This window comes from Janthinobacterium saanense, from assembly GCF_014200675.1.
Classification (GTDB): Bacteria; Pseudomonadota; Gammaproteobacteria; order Burkholderiales; family Burkholderiaceae_D; genus Janthinobacterium.
On the sequence record NZ_JACHCI010000001.1, the window covers coordinates 81,153 to 98,658 of the forward strand.

At 61.1% G+C, this 17,506-nt stretch carries 18 protein-coding genes; 10 read left to right on the forward strand and 8 right to left on the reverse strand.

Annotated elements, in window-relative coordinates; genetic code table 11:
* Positions 1–8: 8 nt before the first annotated feature.
* From HDE72_RS00375 to HDE72_RS00385, 3 genes are read right to left on the reverse strand one after another with little or no spacing between them, the layout of a single operon-like run.
* A complete protein-coding gene (locus tag HDE72_RS00375) occupies positions 9–905 on the reverse strand; it encodes a branched-chain amino acid ABC transporter permease (protein ID WP_183737172.1) in 897 nt (298 codons plus the stop codon).
* A 21-nt stretch (positions 906–926) separates the two neighbouring features.
* Entirely contained in the window at positions 927–1,742 is an 816-nt protein-coding gene (locus tag HDE72_RS00380) for an ABC transporter ATP-binding protein (protein ID WP_260176336.1), read from the reverse strand.
* Between the two features lie 14 nt (positions 1,743–1,756).
* Positions 1,757–3,688, reverse strand: a complete 1,932-nt coding sequence (locus tag HDE72_RS00385) for an AMP-dependent synthetase/ligase (RefSeq protein ID WP_183736646.1) — start codon at positions 3,686–3,688, stop codon at positions 1,757–1,759.
* A 178-nt stretch (positions 3,689–3,866) separates the two neighbouring features.
* Here HDE72_RS00385 and HDE72_RS00390 point away from each other — a divergent pair, with 178 nt between their 5' ends.
* The 8 genes from HDE72_RS00390 (at position 3,867) to HDE72_RS00425 (ending at position 10,121) form a co-directional block, all read left to right on the forward strand.
* Complete coding sequence (locus tag HDE72_RS00390) at positions 3,867–4,553, forward strand: Crp/Fnr family transcriptional regulator (RefSeq protein WP_183736648.1); 687 nt, start codon at positions 3,867–3,869, stop codon at positions 4,551–4,553.
* An 83-nt stretch (positions 4,554–4,636) separates the two neighbouring features.
* Positions 4,637–6,448, forward strand: coding sequence for an aminopeptidase P family protein (locus tag HDE72_RS00395; RefSeq protein WP_183736650.1), 1,812 nt, complete (start codon positions 4,637–4,639; stop codon positions 6,446–6,448).
* Positions 6,448–6,696 carry a hypothetical protein gene (locus tag HDE72_RS00400; protein ID WP_183736651.1) on the forward strand — a complete coding sequence of 83 codons (249 nt, stop codon included), beginning with the start codon at positions 6,448–6,450 and terminating at the stop codon, positions 6,694–6,696. Before HDE72_RS00395 ends, HDE72_RS00400 begins: the two co-directional genes overlap by 1 nt.
* A 1-nt stretch (position 6,697) precedes the next feature.
* Entirely contained in the window at positions 6,698–7,438 is a 741-nt protein-coding gene (locus HDE72_RS00405; RefSeq protein ID WP_183736653.1) for an MgtC/SapB family protein, read from the forward strand.
* A 19-nt stretch (positions 7,439–7,457) separates the two neighbouring features.
* Positions 7,458–8,039 (forward strand): DUF924 family protein, encoded by a 582-nt coding sequence (locus HDE72_RS00410; protein ID WP_183737173.1) that lies wholly within the window; start codon positions 7,458–7,460, stop codon positions 8,037–8,039.
* Positions 8,040–8,056: 17 nt separating this feature from the next.
* Positions 8,057–8,884 (forward strand): Rossmann-like and DUF2520 domain-containing protein, encoded by an 828-nt coding sequence (locus tag HDE72_RS00415; RefSeq protein ID WP_183736655.1) that lies wholly within the window; start codon positions 8,057–8,059, stop codon positions 8,882–8,884.
* Positions 8,885–8,957: 73 nt separating this feature from the next.
* Positions 8,958–9,320, forward strand: a complete 363-nt coding sequence (locus HDE72_RS00420) for a hypothetical protein (RefSeq protein WP_183736657.1) — start codon at positions 8,958–8,960, stop codon at positions 9,318–9,320.
* A 222-nt stretch (positions 9,321–9,542) separates the two neighbouring features.
* Positions 9,543–10,121, forward strand: coding sequence for a porin family protein (locus HDE72_RS00425; RefSeq protein ID WP_260176337.1), 579 nt, complete (start codon positions 9,543–9,545; stop codon positions 10,119–10,121).
* A 73-nt stretch (positions 10,122–10,194) separates the two neighbouring features.
* Here HDE72_RS00425 and ettA read toward each other — a convergent pair whose 3' ends face one another.
* On the reverse strand, positions 10,195–11,862 hold the full coding sequence (ettA, locus tag HDE72_RS00430) for an energy-dependent translational throttle protein EttA (RefSeq protein WP_183736659.1): 1,668 nt from the start codon (positions 11,860–11,862) through the stop codon (positions 10,195–10,197).
* 108 nt (positions 11,863–11,970) lie between these two features.
* Positions 11,971–12,855 carry an EamA family transporter RarD gene (gene rarD, locus HDE72_RS00435; protein ID WP_183736660.1) on the reverse strand — a complete coding sequence of 295 codons (885 nt, stop codon included), beginning with the start codon at positions 12,853–12,855 and terminating at the stop codon, positions 11,971–11,973.
* 236 nt (positions 12,856–13,091) lie between these two features.
* Between rarD and HDE72_RS00440 the strand changes: the two genes are divergently transcribed.
* Entirely contained in the window at positions 13,092–14,969 is a 1,878-nt protein-coding gene (locus HDE72_RS00440; protein ID WP_183736662.1) for a potassium transporter Kup, read from the forward strand.
* Positions 14,970–15,137: 168 nt separating this feature from the next.
* Positions 15,138–15,611, forward strand: coding sequence for an FKBP-type peptidyl-prolyl cis-trans isomerase (locus HDE72_RS00445; RefSeq protein WP_183736664.1), 474 nt, complete (start codon positions 15,138–15,140; stop codon positions 15,609–15,611).
* Between the two features lie 68 nt (positions 15,612–15,679).
* Here HDE72_RS00445 and HDE72_RS00450 read toward each other — a convergent pair whose 3' ends face one another.
* The 3 genes from HDE72_RS00450 to HDE72_RS00460 form a co-directional block, all read right to left on the reverse strand.
* Positions 15,680–16,351 (reverse strand): Dph6-related ATP pyrophosphatase, encoded by a 672-nt coding sequence (locus tag HDE72_RS00450; RefSeq protein WP_183736666.1) that lies wholly within the window; start codon positions 16,349–16,351, stop codon positions 15,680–15,682.
* Positions 16,348–16,821, reverse strand: a complete 474-nt coding sequence (locus HDE72_RS00455; RefSeq protein WP_183736668.1) for a GNAT family N-acetyltransferase — start codon at positions 16,819–16,821, stop codon at positions 16,348–16,350. Before HDE72_RS00455 ends, HDE72_RS00450 begins: the two co-directional genes overlap by 4 nt.
* 228 nt (positions 16,822–17,049) lie before the next feature.
* A complete protein-coding gene (locus tag HDE72_RS00460) occupies positions 17,050–17,475 on the reverse strand; it encodes an organic hydroperoxide resistance protein (RefSeq protein WP_183736669.1) in 426 nt (141 codons plus the stop codon).
* Between the last annotated feature and the right edge of the window lie 31 nt (positions 17,476–17,506).

Below are 17,506 nucleotides of genomic sequence, written 5' to 3' on the forward strand. Positions count from 1 at the left end.
TGTGGTTGCTAGATGCGGCGGATGATTTTTTCGCCGAACAGGCCTTCGGGCCGCACCAGCAAGAACAGCAGGGCAAGCACATAGGGGAACCAGCCTTCGATGCCGCCGCCTACCATGGGGCCCAGGTAGACTTCGGCCAGTTTTTCAGACGCGCCGATGATCAGGCCGCCGACGATGGCGCCCGGCACCGAGGTAAAACCACCGAGTATCAGCACCGGCAGCGCTTTCAGGGCGATGAAGGTGAGGGCGAATTGCACCCCATTGCGCGCGCCCCACAGCAAGCCCGCCACCATCGCCACCAGGCCCGCCACGCCCCAGACGACGGCCCAGATGCGCTGCAGCGGGATGCCCACCGCCAGCGCCGCCTGGTGGTCATCTGCGACGGCGCGCAGGGCGCGGCCCACCCTGGTTTTCGAGAACAGCAGGGCCAGGCAAATTACCAGCAGCGCGCAGATGCCGGCCGCCACCACGTCGAACTGCGAAACGATGATATTGAAATGGTCCATCAGGAAGGGCATGGGCACGTCGTCGATGGGCAGGTCCAGCTTGTGCACCTGCGAACCCCACATCAGCTGCGCCAGGCCCTCGATAAAAAACGCCAGGCCGATGGTGGCCATGAAGAGGGTGATCTCGGGCTGGTTGACCAGCGGGCGCAAGACCACGCGCTCAATGGCCATGCCCAGCACGATCATGGTCACCATCGTCAGCGGTATGGCCAGCCACAGCGACAGGCCGAATTTGTCCATGATGCCGACGCAGGTCAGGGCGGCGAAAAACACCATTGCGCCCTGCGCAAAATTGAATACGCCGGAAGCCTTGTAGATCAACACAAAACCGATAGCCACCAGCGCGTACATGACGCCCGACAGCAGGCCGCCGATCAGCACTTCAAAGAAGAAATTGATATTCATACGGATCCCGGGGACTTAATGGCTGGAGCCCAAATAGGCGTTGATGACATCCTGGTTGCTGCGCACCTCGTCGGGCGTGCCGTCGCCGATCTTCTTGCCATAGTCGAGCACCACCACGCGGTCGGAGATATCCATCACTACGCCCATGTCGTGCTCGATCAGCACGATGGTCGTGCCCAGCTGGTCGTTGACGTCGAGGATGAAGCGGCACATGTCCTGTTTTTCTTCCACGTTCATGCCGGCCATCGGTTCATCGAGCAGTAAAATTTCCGGCTCGGCCACCAGCGCGCGGCCCAGTTCCACGCGTTTTTGCAAGCCGTAGGGCAAACGCCCCACGGGCGTCTTGCGGATGGCCTGGATTTCCAGGAAATCGATGATCTCTTCCGCCTTCTTGCGGTGCTCGATTTCCTCGCGCCGGGCCGGTCCCCAGTACAGCGCCTGCAGCAGGAAATTCGATTTCATCTTCAGGTTACGGCCCGTCATGATGTTGTCCAGCACCGTCATGCCCTTGAACAGGGCGATGTTCTGGAAGGTGCGCGCGATGCCGGACTTTGCCGCCGCATAGCAATCCATGCCGCGCCGGTGTTCGCCGCGATAAATGATCTCACCCTGCTGTGGACGGTACACGCCATTGATCACGTTCAGCATCGAGCTTTTGCCTGCGCCATTGGGGCCGATAATGGCGCGGATTTCATGCTGTTTGACGTCGAAGGAGATGTCGGTCAGCGCTTTCACGCCGCCGAAGGATAACGAGATGTTTTTCAGGTCCAGGATCACGGGGCCGGTCTTGCGCGAGGTGCCGAAGTGATTTTCAGGTTCATTCATTTGCATGGTGCTGTGCTCCTTCATGCGGCCAGGCCCTGGGGCCGATACGTTTTGCTGTCCCAGATCTGCAGGTTGGCGCTGGTCGAACCGCTGCGGCCATCCTCGAATTTCACCTGGGTCTCGATGTACTGCGTGGCCTTGCCCTCGTACAGGGCGGCGATCAGCACGGCGTATTTTTCGGCGATGAATTTGCGTCTTACCTTGCGCGTGCGCGTCAGCTCGTCGTCATCGGGATCGAGCTCCTTGTGCAGCACCAGGAAGCGGTGCACCTGCGTGCGGTCCATCAGCGGATCGGCCGCCAGTTCCGCGTTGACCTGTTCGATGCAGTCGCGGATCAAGCCATAGGTTTCGGCACGCGCGGCCAGGTCGGTATAGCCCGCATAGGCGATGCCGCGCCGCTCGGACCAGTTGCCGACCGCTTCGATGTCGATATTGATAAAGGCGCAGACCTGCTCGCGCGCATGGCCGAAGGCCACCACCTCCTTGATGAAGGGGAAAAATTTGAGTTTGTTTTCGATGTAGTTGGGCGCGAAGATGGCGCCGCAGGCCATCTTGCCCACGTCGGCTGCGCGGTCGATGATTTTCAAGTGGCCTTCGCTGTCGAATACACCCGCGTCACCCGTGTGAAAATAACCGTCTGCGTCGATCACTTCGGCTGTCGCTTCGGGGCGATTGAAGTAGCCGCTCATGGTGGTGGGCGACTTGACCAGCACTTCGCCATTGGCCGCCAGCTTGATTTCCACGCCCGGTGCGGGCAAGCCCACGCTGTCAAACTTGATATTGCCGTCCGGTTGCAAGCACACATAGGCGCAGGTTTCGGTCGAACCGTACAGCTGCTTGAGGTTGACGCCGATCGAGCGGTAGAAGCGGAACAGATCCGGGCCGATGGCGGCGCCGGCCGTGTAGGCGACGCGCACGCGCGACAGGCCCAGCACGTTTTTCAGGGGGCCATAGACGAGCAGCTCGCCCAGCTTGTACTGCAGGCTGTCGAGCAGCGGCACGGATTTTCCATCGAGGATCTGGGCGCCGCAGCGTTGGGCCACGCTCAGAAAATAACTGAACATGCGGCGCTTGATGCTGCTCGCGTCTTCCATGCGTATCATCACGCTGGTCAGCATGTTTTCAAACACGCGCGGCGGCGCAAAATAGCAGGTGGGGCCGATTTCGCGCATGTCTATCATCACCGTGTCGCTTGACTCCGGGCAGTTGACGGTGAAGCCGGCCACCATCGATTGCGCCAGCGAAAACAGGCAGTCGCCCACCCACGCCATGGGCAGGTAAGACAGGATATCTTCGCCGTCGGTGAGCTGGTCGAAGGCCACGCAGCCTTCGCCGGCGGCCAGCAGCGCGCTATGGCTCTGGCATACGCCCTTGGGTTTGCCGGTGGTGCCCGAGGTGTACAGGATCACGGCGGTATCGCTACCGCGGCCCGCGTCGACGGAGGCTTCGAAAAAGCCCGGATGTTCGCGGTCATACACGCGGCCCAGTTCCTGCAGGGCGGCGAAGGAAATCAGTTCGGGCTGGTGATAGTGGCGCATGCCCCGCTCATCGTCGTAAGCGATATGGCTGACGTGCGGATACAGGGTTGTGAGTTCCAGCAGCTTGTCGACCTGCTCCTGATCCTCGACGATGGCGTAGCGGATTTCCGCATCCTGCAGCACATAGGCCATATCAAGCGCTGGCGCATCCTGGTACAGCGGCACGGGCACGCCGCCCAGGCTTTGCGCGGCCAGCATGGCCCAATACAGGCGGGGTCGGTTGTCGCCGATGATGGCCAGATTCATGCCGCGCTGGAAACCGAGGGCGGCCAGCCCGCAAGCCAGGGCACGCACTTCATCGTTGACCTGGGACCAGGTCCAGGTTTGCCAGATGCCCAGGTATTTTTCACGAAAGGCGGGCTTGTCGGCGCGTAGTGCGCCGTGTTGCAATAGCCGCCGTGGAAAAGTCGGCATCGCTGCTGTTCTCGTTGTTTGCACCAGTGTCTCCGGTTGCCAGTCTCAGGCTGCCCATCGTTGTGGGCCGCTCTGTGTTTTTATATGTGTTACGTTTGTGTAATGATAGTAGCTTGCGTTGCTATACCGAGTTGTCTTTTCGGGGACATTTGCCCACTTTTCGATGGTGCGTCGCACAATGATGACAACTGATCCCAGCCTGAAAGAGGTCTTGCATACAGCCAATTGGGCGCAGCTGCTGGACGCCGCGCAATTGGCGCGCGTTGAAGCCGAACTGTTTGAAACCTTCGTGCCGAAAGGCGGTTTTGTCTGCCGCAAGGGCGATCCGGTCGAGAACTGGATCGGCATCATCAGCGGCATGGTGAAGATGAATAATTTTTCCGCCTCGGGCAAGGCCATGACCTTTATCGGCGTGCCGCCCGGCAGCTGGTTTGGCGAAGGCTCGCTGCTGAAACGCGAACCGCGCAAGTACGACACCATGGCCCTGCGCGATACGCGCGTGGCGCGCCTGCCCGCCGCTACTTTTCACTGGCTGCTGGAGACGAGTTTGCCGTTTACGCGCTTTTTGCTGATGCAGCTGAACGAGCGCCTGGGCCAGTTCATCGGCATGGTGGAAAACGAACGCCTGCTCGACTTGAATACGCGCGTGGCGCGCTGCCTGGCGTCGATGTTCAATTCACATTTGTATCCCGGTGTCGACAGGCTGGTGCAGCTGTCGCAGGAGGAAATCGGCCTCTTGTCCGGCTCTTCGCGCCAGCGCGCCAACCAGGCCTTGCAGGTGCTGGAGCGACAGGGCTTGCTGCGCCTCGATTACGGCGGCATCCGCATCCTGGACCTGGAAGGCTTGCGCCGCTACGAGGAGTAGCAAGAGTAGCGCAGCACCGGCCCTGCCGTGGCGGCGCAATCGCGGTATCATAGGCGCTTCCCAGTACTGTTCCAGCCGCTTCCATGCAGACTCCAGATCTCTCCAGCCCCGCCCTCCGTTTGTCGCAACTGCGCGTCGCCATGCGCGCGCAGCAGATCGACGCCTATATCGTGCCTTCGGCCGATCCGCATTTGTCCGAATACCTGCCGGGCCACTGGCAGGGCCGTGAATGGCTGTCTGGCTTTACGGGTTCCGTCGGCACCCTGGTCGTCACGCAGGACTTTGCCGGCGTGTGGACCGATGGCCGTTACTGGGAACAGGCGGAGACGGAACTGGCCGGCAGCGGCATCGTCCTGAAAAAAATCCCGTCCGGCGCCAGCGTGCTGTATATCGACTGGCTGGGCGAGACCATGCAGCCGGGGCAAACGGTGGGCGTCGATGGCGCCGTGCTGGGCCTGGCCCATGCACGCTTGCTGCAGCAGGCGCTGGGTGCACAGGTTACGCTGCGCACCGATACCGACTTGCTGCAACAGGTGTGGCAGGGGCGCCCGGCCATGCCGGCCGCGCCCGTGTTTGAACATGGCGCGCCGTATCCGGCCTTGCCGCGCACGGAAAAACTGGCCGCCTTGCGCGCCGCCATGGCGCAGAATGGCGCCAGCCACCACCTCATTTCCACGCTCGACGATATCGCCTGGCTGTTCAATCTGCGTGGCGCCGACGTGCATTACAACCCGGTTTTTGTCGCCCATGCGCTGGTCGGCCCTGAGCGCACGACTTTATTCGTTGCTGACGGCAAGGTGCCGGCCGCGCTGCGGTCCACGCTGGAACAGCAGGGCGTGGACGTGGCGCCGTACGAGCAGGCCGCCGCCGCACTGGCTGCCTTGCCCGCTGCCGCCACCCTGCTGCTGGACCCACGCCGCATCACTTACGGCACGCGCCTGGCCGTGCCAGCCACGGTGTCCGTGGTCGAAGCCATCAACCCGACCACCTTTGCCAAGTCGCGCAAGACGGAAACGGAAGCGGCCCACGTGCGCGCCGCGATGGAGCAGGATGGCGCCGCCCTGTGCGAATTTTTCAGCTGGCTGGACGCCACCCTGGCCGACCCGCAGCGTGCGCCCCTGACCGAAATCGGTGTGGATGAACACCTGACGGCTGCCCGTGCGCGCCGCACCGGCTTTGTCAGCCCCAGCTTCGGCACCATCGCCGGTTTCAACGCGCATGGCGCCATCATGCATTACCACGCCCATGCGGAGACTGCCGCGACGATCGAAGGCGACGGCTTGCTGCTGATCGATTCGGGCGGCCAGTACCTGGGCGGCACCACCGATATCACGCGCGTGGTGCCCGTTGGCGCCATCACGGCGGAGCACAAGCGCGATTTCACCCTGGTCTTGCGCAGCATGATCGCGCTGTCGCGTGCGCAATTTCCGCTGGGCGTGAAGTCGCCCATGCTGGACTCCATCGCCCGCGCTCCGCTGTGGGCCGAAGGCATCGATTTCGGCCATGGCACGGGCCACGGCGTGGGCTTTTTCCTGAATGTGCACGAAGGGCCGCAATCGATTTCGCAGTCCGCCATGCCGGAACCGCAGACGGCCATGCAGCCGGGCATGATCACCTCCGTCGAGCCGGGCATTTACCGTCCGGGACGCTGGGGCATCCGCATCGAAAACCTGGTGCTCAATGTCTCTGCTGGCGAGAGTGAATTCGGCCAGTTCCTGCGCTTTGAAACCCTGACCCTGTGCCCGATCGACACGCGCTGCGTGGAGCGCAGCCTGCTGCGCGACGACGAGGCGGCCTGGCTCAACGACTATCACGCCACGGTGCGCGCGCGTTTGTCGCCGCATCTGGCGGGCAGCGCCCTGGCCTGGCTGGAACAGCGCACGGGAGCCATCTGATGCGCTCGACCCGCGCCACCTCCGCCATCGACCGTCTCAAAGAGCGCACTGGCAACCGCCTGTACACGATGGCGCGTACCGGCGATGAACTGTTCTTCCTGACGGAAGGGCCGGGCTTGCCGCCTCTGTGCCCACCGCTGGAACTCGACGCCTTCGTCGCTTTCGTCAATGGCCTGGGACCGCAAAAGGCGCGCCGCGTCAGCAAGCTCGATGTGGCGTTTGAAAAGCAGCTGAACAAGAAAACCTGAGATGCCGACCGTCGACTTCCTGCGTGCGTACTGGTCGCCAGCTGAACTGGCGACGAATGGGGTGATCCTGCTCAATTTGCTGGGCGCGCTGCTGCTCGGCTTGTTGGTTGGCTATGAACGCTCGTACCACGGGCGTGCGGCCGGCATGCGCACCTATGGCCTGGTGTGCATGGCCTCGGCCGCGCTGACGGTGCTCGGCGGTTATCCCGAGTTCTGGTACGGCGGCCATGGCATGGTGTCGGGCAGCGATCCGACGCGCGTGATCCAGGGCATCGTCACGGGCGTGGGTTTCCTGGGCGCCGGCGTCATCATGCGCGAAGGCTTCAATATCAGCGGCCTGACGACGGCCGCCTCGATCTGGGCCTCGTCGGTGATCGGCGTCATGGTCGGCATCGGGTTTTATCTGTCCGCCATGGGCCTGGCCTTCATGTGCGCGATGGCCATGATTTTCCTGTCCAAGCTGGAAAACTGGCTGCCGTCGCGCCATGCGATTGCCATCACCATGCGCTTCAAGCGCGATTTTATTCCGCGCGAAGATGCGCTGCGGCGCATGGCCGCCAAGCGTGGTTACGACATCGCCGGCGGCTCGCTGACCATCGGCAGCACCGACGGCATGCAGGAATGGCGTTTCGTGGCCATCGCGCATGGCAAGAACACGGGCGCCAGCCTGTCGAACATGTCGGCCGAACTGGCCATCTTCGAGGGCATCGCCGGCTTCCAGCTGTCGCATGCCCGCAATTGATCAAACCCAGGAGAGCAGCATGGATGTGCAGGCGCAGGCAGTACTCGATTTCTGGTTCTTGCCACCCACCGATGCGGGCTACGGCCAGTCGCGGGTGGAATGGTTCCGCAAGGATGCCGCCTTTGACGCGTACATCGTCCAGCATTTCGGGCCGCTGATAGCGGCCGCCATCGCTGGTGGTTTGCGCGACTGGGAAACCACGCCGCAGGGCGCGCTGGCGCGCCTCATCGTGCTGGATCAACTGACCCGCAATGCCGGGCGCGATACGCCGCAGGCGTTTGCCGGCGACGCCCAGGCCCTGGCGCTGGCTTGCCAGTTGACGGACACAGGTAGTGATGAATCGCTGCTGCCGATGCAGCGCGCCTTCGCCTACCTGCCGTTCGAGCATGCGGAAGACCTGGCCATGCAGGCGCGCGCGGTGCAGCTGTTCCAGCTTTTGTCCCAGCAGCACCCGGGTTTCGACAGCATGCTCAATTACGCCGAACGGCACCAGGAAGTCATTGCCCGTTTTGGCCGTTTCCCGCACCGTAACGCCATCCTGGGCAGGGACTCCACGCCGGAAGAAGAGATTTTTCTGCGCCAGCCCGGTTCCCGTTTTTAATGCATTGTTAGGTCATCATGCGTTTTACCCTGAATATGATCGGCGCCGGCCATGTGGGCAAGGTGCTGGGCCGCTTGCTGGCGGCAGCAGATGGTATCGTGCTGCAAGACGTGCTGACGCGTTCCATGGCTACGGCGCAGGCAGCCGTGGACTTTATCGGCACCGGCACGCCCATTGACAGCCATGCCGCCTTGCGGCGCGCCGACGTGACCATGCTGGCGGTGAGCGACGACCAGATCGGCCCGGCCTGCGCCGCGCTGGCAGCGCAAGGCCGTCTGGCAGGGGCTATCGTGTTTCACTGCAGCGGCGCGCTGGCCTCGACCGCGCTGCTGGCCGCCACGCAGGCGGGCGCCTCGGTGGCCAGCGTCCATCCGATCCGCAGCTTTGCCGATCCGGCCCAGGTGGCAGCCAGTTTTGAGGGCACCTTTTGCGGCATCGAAGGCGATGCTCAGGCGCTGGCCGTGTTGAACCCAGCCTTGACGGCCATCGGCGCGCGCCCCGTGCCGATTGATCCGGCTGCCAAGACCCTGTATCACGCGGCTGCCGTGTTTGCCAGCAATTATCTGGTGACGGTGCTGGACGCGGCCTTGCGCGCCTACCAGGCGGCCGGCATCCCCGAGCCGGTGGCGCGCGAACTGGCGCAGCCTTTGGTGACGGAAGCGGTGGCCAATGTATTCCGGCTGGGCGCGGCACCCGCCTTGAGCGGCCCGATTGCGCGTGGCGACATGGCCACGGTGGCGCGCCAGCAGCAGGCGGTGCAGCAATGGGATGGCGCCACCGGCGACTTGTATGCCGCGCTGGTGGCCCCAACGCAGGCGCTGGCCAGGCGCAAACGCGCGCTGTGAATGCCATAAAATAAACACAAAGATGCAAATAGGAAATACTATCTGGGGTATCGTCGCCCACAGGGAGTGTTCCATGTTATTTCTAAAAAGTACTTCAGTGAGCAAGGCCCCCGGTATTTATGAGGTGGACATCGCTGCCAAGCCGCCAGGCAAGACCTTCGGCATCTTTCTCGCCACCGATCCCGATCAGCCCCCGCATGCGCTGCTGGGCCAGTTGAAGGCCCTCGGTTTCGAGAATACCTACAGCTCGGCTTATCTGCACAAGGATCAGGGCAAGGTACTCGACCTGCATTTCCAGAAGGATGGCACGGATATCTTCAAGGGCTGGAAGACAGACGAGTGCACGCACAATCTGGCTGCCATCACGGCGCTGTTCCAGGAACATGGCATCACGATCACGCCGCGCGTGATGTCGATGGCGGAAGCCTACGCCTGAAAGTGAAACATTTCCGGGAGCGTTACTTCTCTTAAGTTTCGCTTAAGTTCTGCCAACTTATTTCAAAATGCCATCATCCTCGTCCTGATGAGGCGTCTTACATCTCGTCACAAATCTTACGGGATCCTGAAGGACGTGGCTATTTCACGGTGTTACTCTTCCCTCATCGCACTTCGCTGAACTGCGAACCAAGGCACGTCAACTTATTGAGAAAGAGAGAACATGATGAAAAAGATCCTGTTTGCAATGATCGCTTCCGTTACTGCAGTCGCCGGTATGAGCGCTGCGCACGCTGATGGTGCTTATGTTGGTGGTGGTGTCACCGTCAACCGTTATAACTTCGATGTTCCTGACGCTACCAGCGCCGGTAACCACAGCGGCTACCAGGCTGGCGGCAAAATCTATGCCGGTTACGATATCGACAAAACCTGGGCGGTTGAAGGCGGCTATGCCGATTTCGGCAGCAAGGACTACAACTACATCACCAGCGCCGGTAGTGGCGCCGTGAAAAGCGATTCCCACGGCTACTACCTGGCTGGCAAGGCCACCATGCCTGTGTCGGAAAAACTGGGCGTGTTCGGCAAGCTGGGCGTGGCCCGCGTGAACACGGGCCTGACCGGCAGCGGCCTGTCGACTGGCATCACGGGTGACAACAAGACGGGCGTCTACGCTTCCGTCGGCGCCCAATACGCAATCAACGAGAAAGTTTCGCTGACGGCTGAGCTGGAACACTTCGGCAAGAGCGCCGATCAAGGCAACAAGGCTACTGGCCTGGCCCTGGGCGCACGCTACAACTTCTAAGTTTCTTTAGAGTTAGCTTGAAAAAAAGGCAGTCACCTCGCAGTGACTGCCTTTTTGCATTGCTACACCAGCTTTATACGGTGAGCGGCTTGTAGCGGATACGTTTTGGTTTCGCGCCTTCTTCGCCCAGGCGTTTTTTCTTGTCGGCTTCGTATTCTTGATAGTTGCCGTCAAAGAAGGTCACTTGCGAGTTGCCTTCGAATGCCAGGATGTGGGTGGCGATACGGTCCAGGAACCAGCGATCATGCGAGATGACCATCACGCTGCCGGCAAATTCCAGCAGCGCATCTTCCAGTGCGCGCAAGGTTTCCACGTCCAGATCGTTCGACGGTTCATCGAGCAGCAGGACGTTGCCGCCCATCAGCAAGGTTTTCGCCAGGTGCAGACGGCCGCGTTCACCGCCGGACAGATTGCCCACCAGTTTTTGCTGGTCCGAACCCTTGAAGTTGAAGCGGCCCAGGTAGGCGCGCGACGGCATTTCAAAGCGGCCCACGGTCAGCATGTCGGCGCCGCCGGACACGTCTTCAAACACGGACTTGTTGTCGGCCAGCGAATCGCGGTTCTGGTCGACGATGGAAACGCGCGCGGTCTGGCCGATGGCGACTTCGCCGCTATCCGGTTGTTCCTGGCCCGTGATCATCTTGAACAAGGTCGATTTACCGGCGCCATTGGGGCCGATGATACCGACGATGGCGCCGGCGGGAATCGTGAAGTTCAGGTTATCGATCAGCAAGCGGTCGCCGAAAGCTTTCGACACGTTCTTGAATTCGATCACTTCATTGCCCAGGCGCTCGGCCACGGGAATGAAAATCTCCTGGGTTTCGTTGCGCTTCTGGTATTCGTGCTCGGACAGCTCATTGAAGCGGGCCAGACGGGCTTTCGACTTGGCCTGGCGCGCTTTCGGATTCTGGCGCGACCATTCCAATTCCTTCTGCAAGGCTTTCTGGCGTGCCGATTCCGTGGCTTCTTCCTGTTTCAGACGGGCTTGCTTCTGGTCCAGCCAGGTCGAGTAGTTACCCTTCCATGGAATGCCATGGCCACGGTCCAGCTCCAAAATCCATTCGGCGGCGTTGTCGAGGAAGTAGCGATCATGGGTAATCGCGACCACGGTGCCCGGGAAGCGTAGCAGGAATTGTTCCAGCCAGTCGACCGATTCTGCATCCAGATGGTTGGTCGGTTCGTCGAGCAGCAGCATGTCCGGTTTCGACAGCAGCAGCTTGCACAGCGCGACGCGGCGTTTTTCACCGCCGGACAAGACGGCGATCTTGGCATCCCATGCCGGCAGGCGCAGCGCGTCGGCGGCCATTTCCAGCTGCAGATTCAAATTGCCGCCGTCGGAAGTCGAGATGATCGCTTCCAGGCGTGCCTGTTCGGTGGCCAGCGCGTCGAAGTCGGCATCTTCTTCGGCATACGCGGCGTACACGGCTTCGAGCTTGGCTTGCGCTTCAAATACTTCGCCCAGGCCAGATTCGACTTCCTGGCGCACGGTTTTTTCAGGATCGAGCTGTGGTTCCTGCGGCAGGTAGCCGATGTTCAGGCCCGGCATCGGCACGGCTTCGCCCTGGATGTCGGTGTCGATGCCTGCCATGATTTTCAGCAGGGTCGATTTACCGGAACCGTTCAGGCCCAGCACGCCGATCTTGGCGCCTGGGAAGAAGGACAGGGAAATATCTTTCAGAATCTGGCGCTTGGGCGGAACGATTTTGCCCACGCGATTCATGGTGTAGACGTAATTAGCCATTAGAAATCTCGGGTGATATACAAAGACGGACAGGATACGGTAAACGCCCGCTTCCGGCCAGCGCTGTGCGCTGCAGGAGTGGGCACTAAGCGGACAAGATCAATAGTGTCAAGCGGTGTTGCGCGAGATACGGGCCGTCCACATCCCTTCGAGCGCATACAGGGCCAGGGCGATCCAGATCACCATGAAGCCGAGCATGCGCTCGGGCGTAAATGCTTCATGGAAGACCCATACGCCGATCAGCAGCTGGCCGGTGGGGGCGATGTATTGCAGCAAACCCAGTACCGCCAGCGGCAAGCGGCGCGCGCCGGCCGCGAACAGCAGCAGGGGAATCGCCGTGATGGGGCCGGAAGCGAGCAGCAGGGCGCGCGTGCCGTGCGATTCCGTATTGACGAAGCCGCTCTGGCCTTGCCAGCCCAGCCACAGCATATAGGCCAGCGCCAGCGGAAACAAAATCAGTGTCTCAAACGACAAGCCTTCTAGTGCACCGAGCACGGCCGTCTTGCGCAGCAAGCCGTAGCCGCCAAAGGTGGCCGCCAGTATCAGGGCGATCCATGGAATTTGCCCTGCCTGCCAGGTCAGCCAGGCCACGGCGCAGCCAGCCAGGCCGATGGCCAGCCACTGCAGGCGGCGCAAGCGTTCGTGCAGCAGCAAGAAGCCCAGCATGACATTGACCAGCGGCGTGATGAAATAACCGAGACTGGCGTCCACCACGTGGTTGTTGTTGACGGCCCAGATATAGACGAACCAGTTGGCGGACAGCAAGAAGGCGCTGGCAATGAAGCTGGCTACCACGCGCGGCTGTGTTTTCAGCTTGCGCAGCCAGCCCCATTGGCGGCGTACGGTCAGCACCAGACCCAGGAACAGCAGCGACCAGACCATGCGGTGGGCCAGGATTTCCTGCGGCGCGACTTCTTCGACGGCATGGAAGTACAGTGGAAACAATCCCCAGCACAAGAAGGCGAGGGAAGCGTACAACATGCCTGGATTCATGATGGCGTTCGCTGGGTAGTAGACAATCTGTCATTATCGCTGAAAACACGGAGGACTGCCCGGCGCTGCTGGCGAGGCGTAGAATGGCAGCAAATCAGCGATACCCCGCTTTTATTCGCCCCTTGGGCAACAAAAAACACGACCTTGGAACAGCCAGCAACCATGCAAAAATACACTTGCTATTTGCCAATACCTATCATATTGTGCGATGCAACAAAACAAAATCGGGTGCTACCTTGACCTCCGAACATAAAAAAAGCAGCCTGGTCGGCTTGACCCTGGCTGCAGTCGGCATCGTGTATGGCGATATCGGCACCAGTCCCCTGTACACCCTCAAGACTGTCTTTGATCCCGCCCACGGCCTGGAACTGACCCACGGCAACTTGCTGGGCATCATCTCGCTGATCTTCTGGAGCCTGACCATCATCGTCTCGCTCAAATACGTGACTCTGGTGTTGCGTGCTGACAACCGTGGCGAGGGCGGCATCATGGCCTTGATGGCGCTGGTCCTGTCCTCCGTCAAGCGCAGTTCGCGCTGGTATTTTGTGCTGATGCTGATCGGCGTCTTTGGCGCCACCCTGTTTTATGGCGACAGCGTGATCACGCCGGCCATCTCGGTGCTGTCCGCCATCGAAGGCCTGGAAGTGGCCACGCCGGCCCTGAAACCGTATGTCGTGCCACTGACGATCTTGCTGCTGGTGGTGCTGTATTCGGTGCAGTCGCATGGCACGGCCGGTATCGGGCGCTTCTTCGCGCCCGTGATGGTGCTGTGGTTCGCGGCATTGGCCATCATGGGCGTGATCAATATCATCAAGGCGCCGGCCGTGCTGGCCGCGCTCAATCCCCTGCATGCCGTCACCTTCCTGCTCAATCATGGCTTCGTGGCCTTTGTTGCGCTGGGCGCCGTGGTGCTGGCGCTGACGGGGGCCGAGGCCTTGTATGCCGACATGGGCCACTTCGGCAAAAAACCTATCCAGGTCGCCTGGTTTTCGATCGTCTTTCCTGCGCTGGCGCTCAATTACCTGGGTCAGGGCGGCTTGCTGCTGATGCATCCTGATGCGATCTCGAATCCGTTTTACCAGCAACTGGGCGCCTGGAGCGTCTACCCGCTGGTGGTGCTGTCGACCCTGGCCACCGTGATCGCCTCGCAAGCGACCATTTCGGGCACCTTCTCGATGACCAAGCAGGCGATCGCGCTGGGCTTTTTGCCACGCATGCGCGTGCGCCACACCTCGGAAAGCGAAATCGGCCAGATCTACATCCCTGCCGTGAACTGGCTGCAGCTGGCCGTGGTATTGCTGGCCGTGATCGGTTTTGGTTCCTCGGAAAACCTGGCTGCCGCCTACGGTATCGCCGTCACGGCCACCATGATGGCCACCACCGTGCTGACCTTCTTCGTCATCCGCTACCGCTGGAAGATGAATCTGTTCCTGTGCTGGGCCGCCACCGGCTTCTTCCTGATCATCGATGTGATGTTCTTCTCGGCCAGCGCCTTGAAGCTGCTGCATGGCGGCTGGTTCCCGCTGCTGCTGGGTTCCATCCTGTTCATCGTCATGCTGACCTGGAAGCGTGGCCGCGAGCTGGTGTTCCAGAACCTGGAAAAACACGCGATTCCACTCGACGATTTCCTCTCCTCGCTGTTCATTTCGGCGCCGCAGCGCGTGGCTGGTACGGCCATCTTCCTGCGCGGCCAGACCGACGGCGTGCCGCATGCGCTGCTGCACAACCTGCTGCATAACAAGGTGCTGCACGAGCGCGTGATTTTCCTGACGGTGTATATGCATGAAGAGCCGTGGGTGGCGCCATCGGAGCGCGTGCGTGTGGAAGACCTGGGCCACCAGTGCTACCAGGTGAACGTGCATTATGGCTTCAAGGATGAACCCGATATTCCGGGTGCGCTGGCGCAGTGTGCGGATCAGGGGCTGGACTTCGAGATGATGGAAACCTCGTTCTTTATCGCCCGCCAGACCATCATTTCCACGCCGGGCGCCGGCATGATGCCATGGCGCGAACACCTGTTTGTCACCATGTCGCGCAATGCACGCACGGCAGCCGACTACTATCAGATTCCGAGCAACCGGGTCATCGAGCTGGGTACGCAAGTGGAAATTTAAGGGGGAGGGCGCGGCAGATAGTTATTTTGACAATGTTGTATTGTCACCCTATTTTCTGCCGTGCTTACCTCTGCTTACAAGTCGGCTTCCCGACACCTGTTAAACTGCGCTATGCACCGGTCCGCACCGTACGGACCTCAGTCACACTCCAATATTTAAAGGGAAACCATGAAATCGGTATTTCAATTGATTGCCAGTATCGCTTGTGCCGTAGTATTGACCGCTTGCGGCGCCGCCGCTTCCGACACCAAACCTGTCGTGATCGATCCAGCCACACAGGTGGCGGCATTAACTGTCACCGATCTGACCGTCGGTACCGGTGCGACCGCTGCCGCTGGCAATAATCTGATCGTGTCTTACACGGGCTGGCTGTACAACTCGGCCCAGCCGGATGGCAAGGGCAAACAATTCGATGCGAGCACGCCTGGTGCCGGTTTTTCTTTCGTGCTGGGCCGGGGTACCGTCATTCCTGGTTGGGACCAGGGCCTGGTGGGCATGAAGGTTGGCGGTACGCGCCGCCTGTTGATTCCGTCCAGCCTGGGCTATGGTCCTGGCGGCAGCCCCAAGGATAGCAACGGCAACCAGACCATTCCGCCGTATGCGGGCCTGGTGTTTGACGTGACACTGATTTCGGTGAATTGATCGTTGAATTGACGACATGAAAAAACGGGCGATCCTGCGGGGTCGCCCGTTTTGTTTTGGGCCCCGATTCAGGCAGGCGCCAGCTCCTGGAAATAATAGGTGGCGCCGCCCAGGTTCGCTGGCGCAGCGTATTGCAGCACTTGCGTGCGGCGCAGCGCGACGGGCGTGCTGAAGGCGGGACCATCGTAGACAAAGGTATGGAATTCGCCATTTTCTCCGCAGGCATCGACGCCGGGCGGCAGGTCGGCCAGGAAGCCGGCGTCGAATTCACGGCCGCAAAAGTCGCGTGACAAGTGCTGGCCATTGACGCAGACGACAATGGCCTTGAAGCTGGCGCCCAGGAATTCATCGACCAGCGCGCGGCGCACTTCTCCCCACAGCGGCAAATGTGCCGTCAGGCCGGCCGCGGCGCAGACTTTTTCTTCCCAGTCGCGGTGCGGCTGCAAATCGATATCGCCAAAGATGGCGTGCTCGATGCCGGCGGCTTTTGCTGCACGCAGCATGGCGATGAATTTTTCTTCGTAGCTGGCCCAACTGGCGTGATAGCGCTGCAATCGGGCGCCCAGGCTGGCCGCCTGCGCTGCCAGCAGCTCCGGTGGCACGCCGTGGGAACGGGACTTGCGGCCATCTTCATCCATCGCCGTGATCAGCAGCGGCACCGCGATGCCAGCGGCGCGTGCGCGCCACAGGGCCAGGCAGGAATCCTTGCCGCCGCTCCAGGAAATGAGCGCCGTCGTCATGCCGTTACCTTGGCGGCGGGGCGCAGCATATCGATGTGCGCGATGCCGTCTTCATCGTAAGGCGCACTGACGGTGACGAAACCGAACGACTGATAAAAGCGCTCCAGGTAGTGCTGGGCGCCGATGCGTATCGCGTGGCCAGGATGCTGCGCTTCGGCGCGCGCGATACCCTCGGTGAGCAACTGCTTGCCGGCGCCACCAGCGCGCGCCTCGGGCGCCGTCAGCACGCGGCCCAGCGACATTTCCGTGTATTTGGCGCCCGGCGCCAGGCAGCGCAGATACGCCGCCAACTGGCGCTGGCCATCGACGCTGCGCCAGCCCAGCAAATGCATGGCTTGCTGATCGTAGCCATCGAGGTCAGGGTAGAGGCATTGCTGTTCCAGCACAAACACGCGCTGGCGCAAGGCCAGCACCTCATACAGCGTGTGCGTGCCGAGTTCCTCGAAGGTGTGCCATTGCCAGTTGATCATGCGTGTTCCGAAAAGTCAGCGAAAGAGCATCATTTTAAAGGTGCACGCGAAAAAAAACCGTACTGCGGTGCAGGCAGCACGGTTTTGATGGCGATACGCTGGCTTGCCGCACCTGACAGAAGCGTAGCGAGCGACAGCGATTTGTGGCCGAGAAGCGCAACCGTGCTGAAGCACGGTGAGCATCGCAGGCCGCAAAGCGCGGCGCGCAGTAGCTTATGCCAGGTGTCCTCAGACGATGGTCAGCGTGACGTCGATATTGCCGCGCGTGGCGTTCGAGTAGGGGCACACGATATGGGCGGCGGCGACCAGCGCTTCGGCGGCGGCGCGTTCCAGGCCTGGCAGCGAGATTTTCAATTCCACTTCGATGCCGAAGCCGGTGTCGATGGCGCCGATGCCGACATGGCCTTCGATAGCCAGATCGGCTGGCACGGCGATCTTGTCGCGGCCGCCGACGAATTTGATGGCGCCGATAAAGCAGGCCGAGTAGCCGGCGGCGAACAGTTGTTCCGGGTTGGTGCCGACGGCGCCATTGCCGCCCAGTTCTTTCGGCGTGGTCAGTTTCACGTCCAGCACATTGTCGGACGAGACGGCGCGGCCTTCGCGGCCACCGGTAGCAGTTGCTTGAGCGCGATACAGGACTTGTTTGATCGACATGATGGTTTCCTTGGTTTTGATGAATAGATAA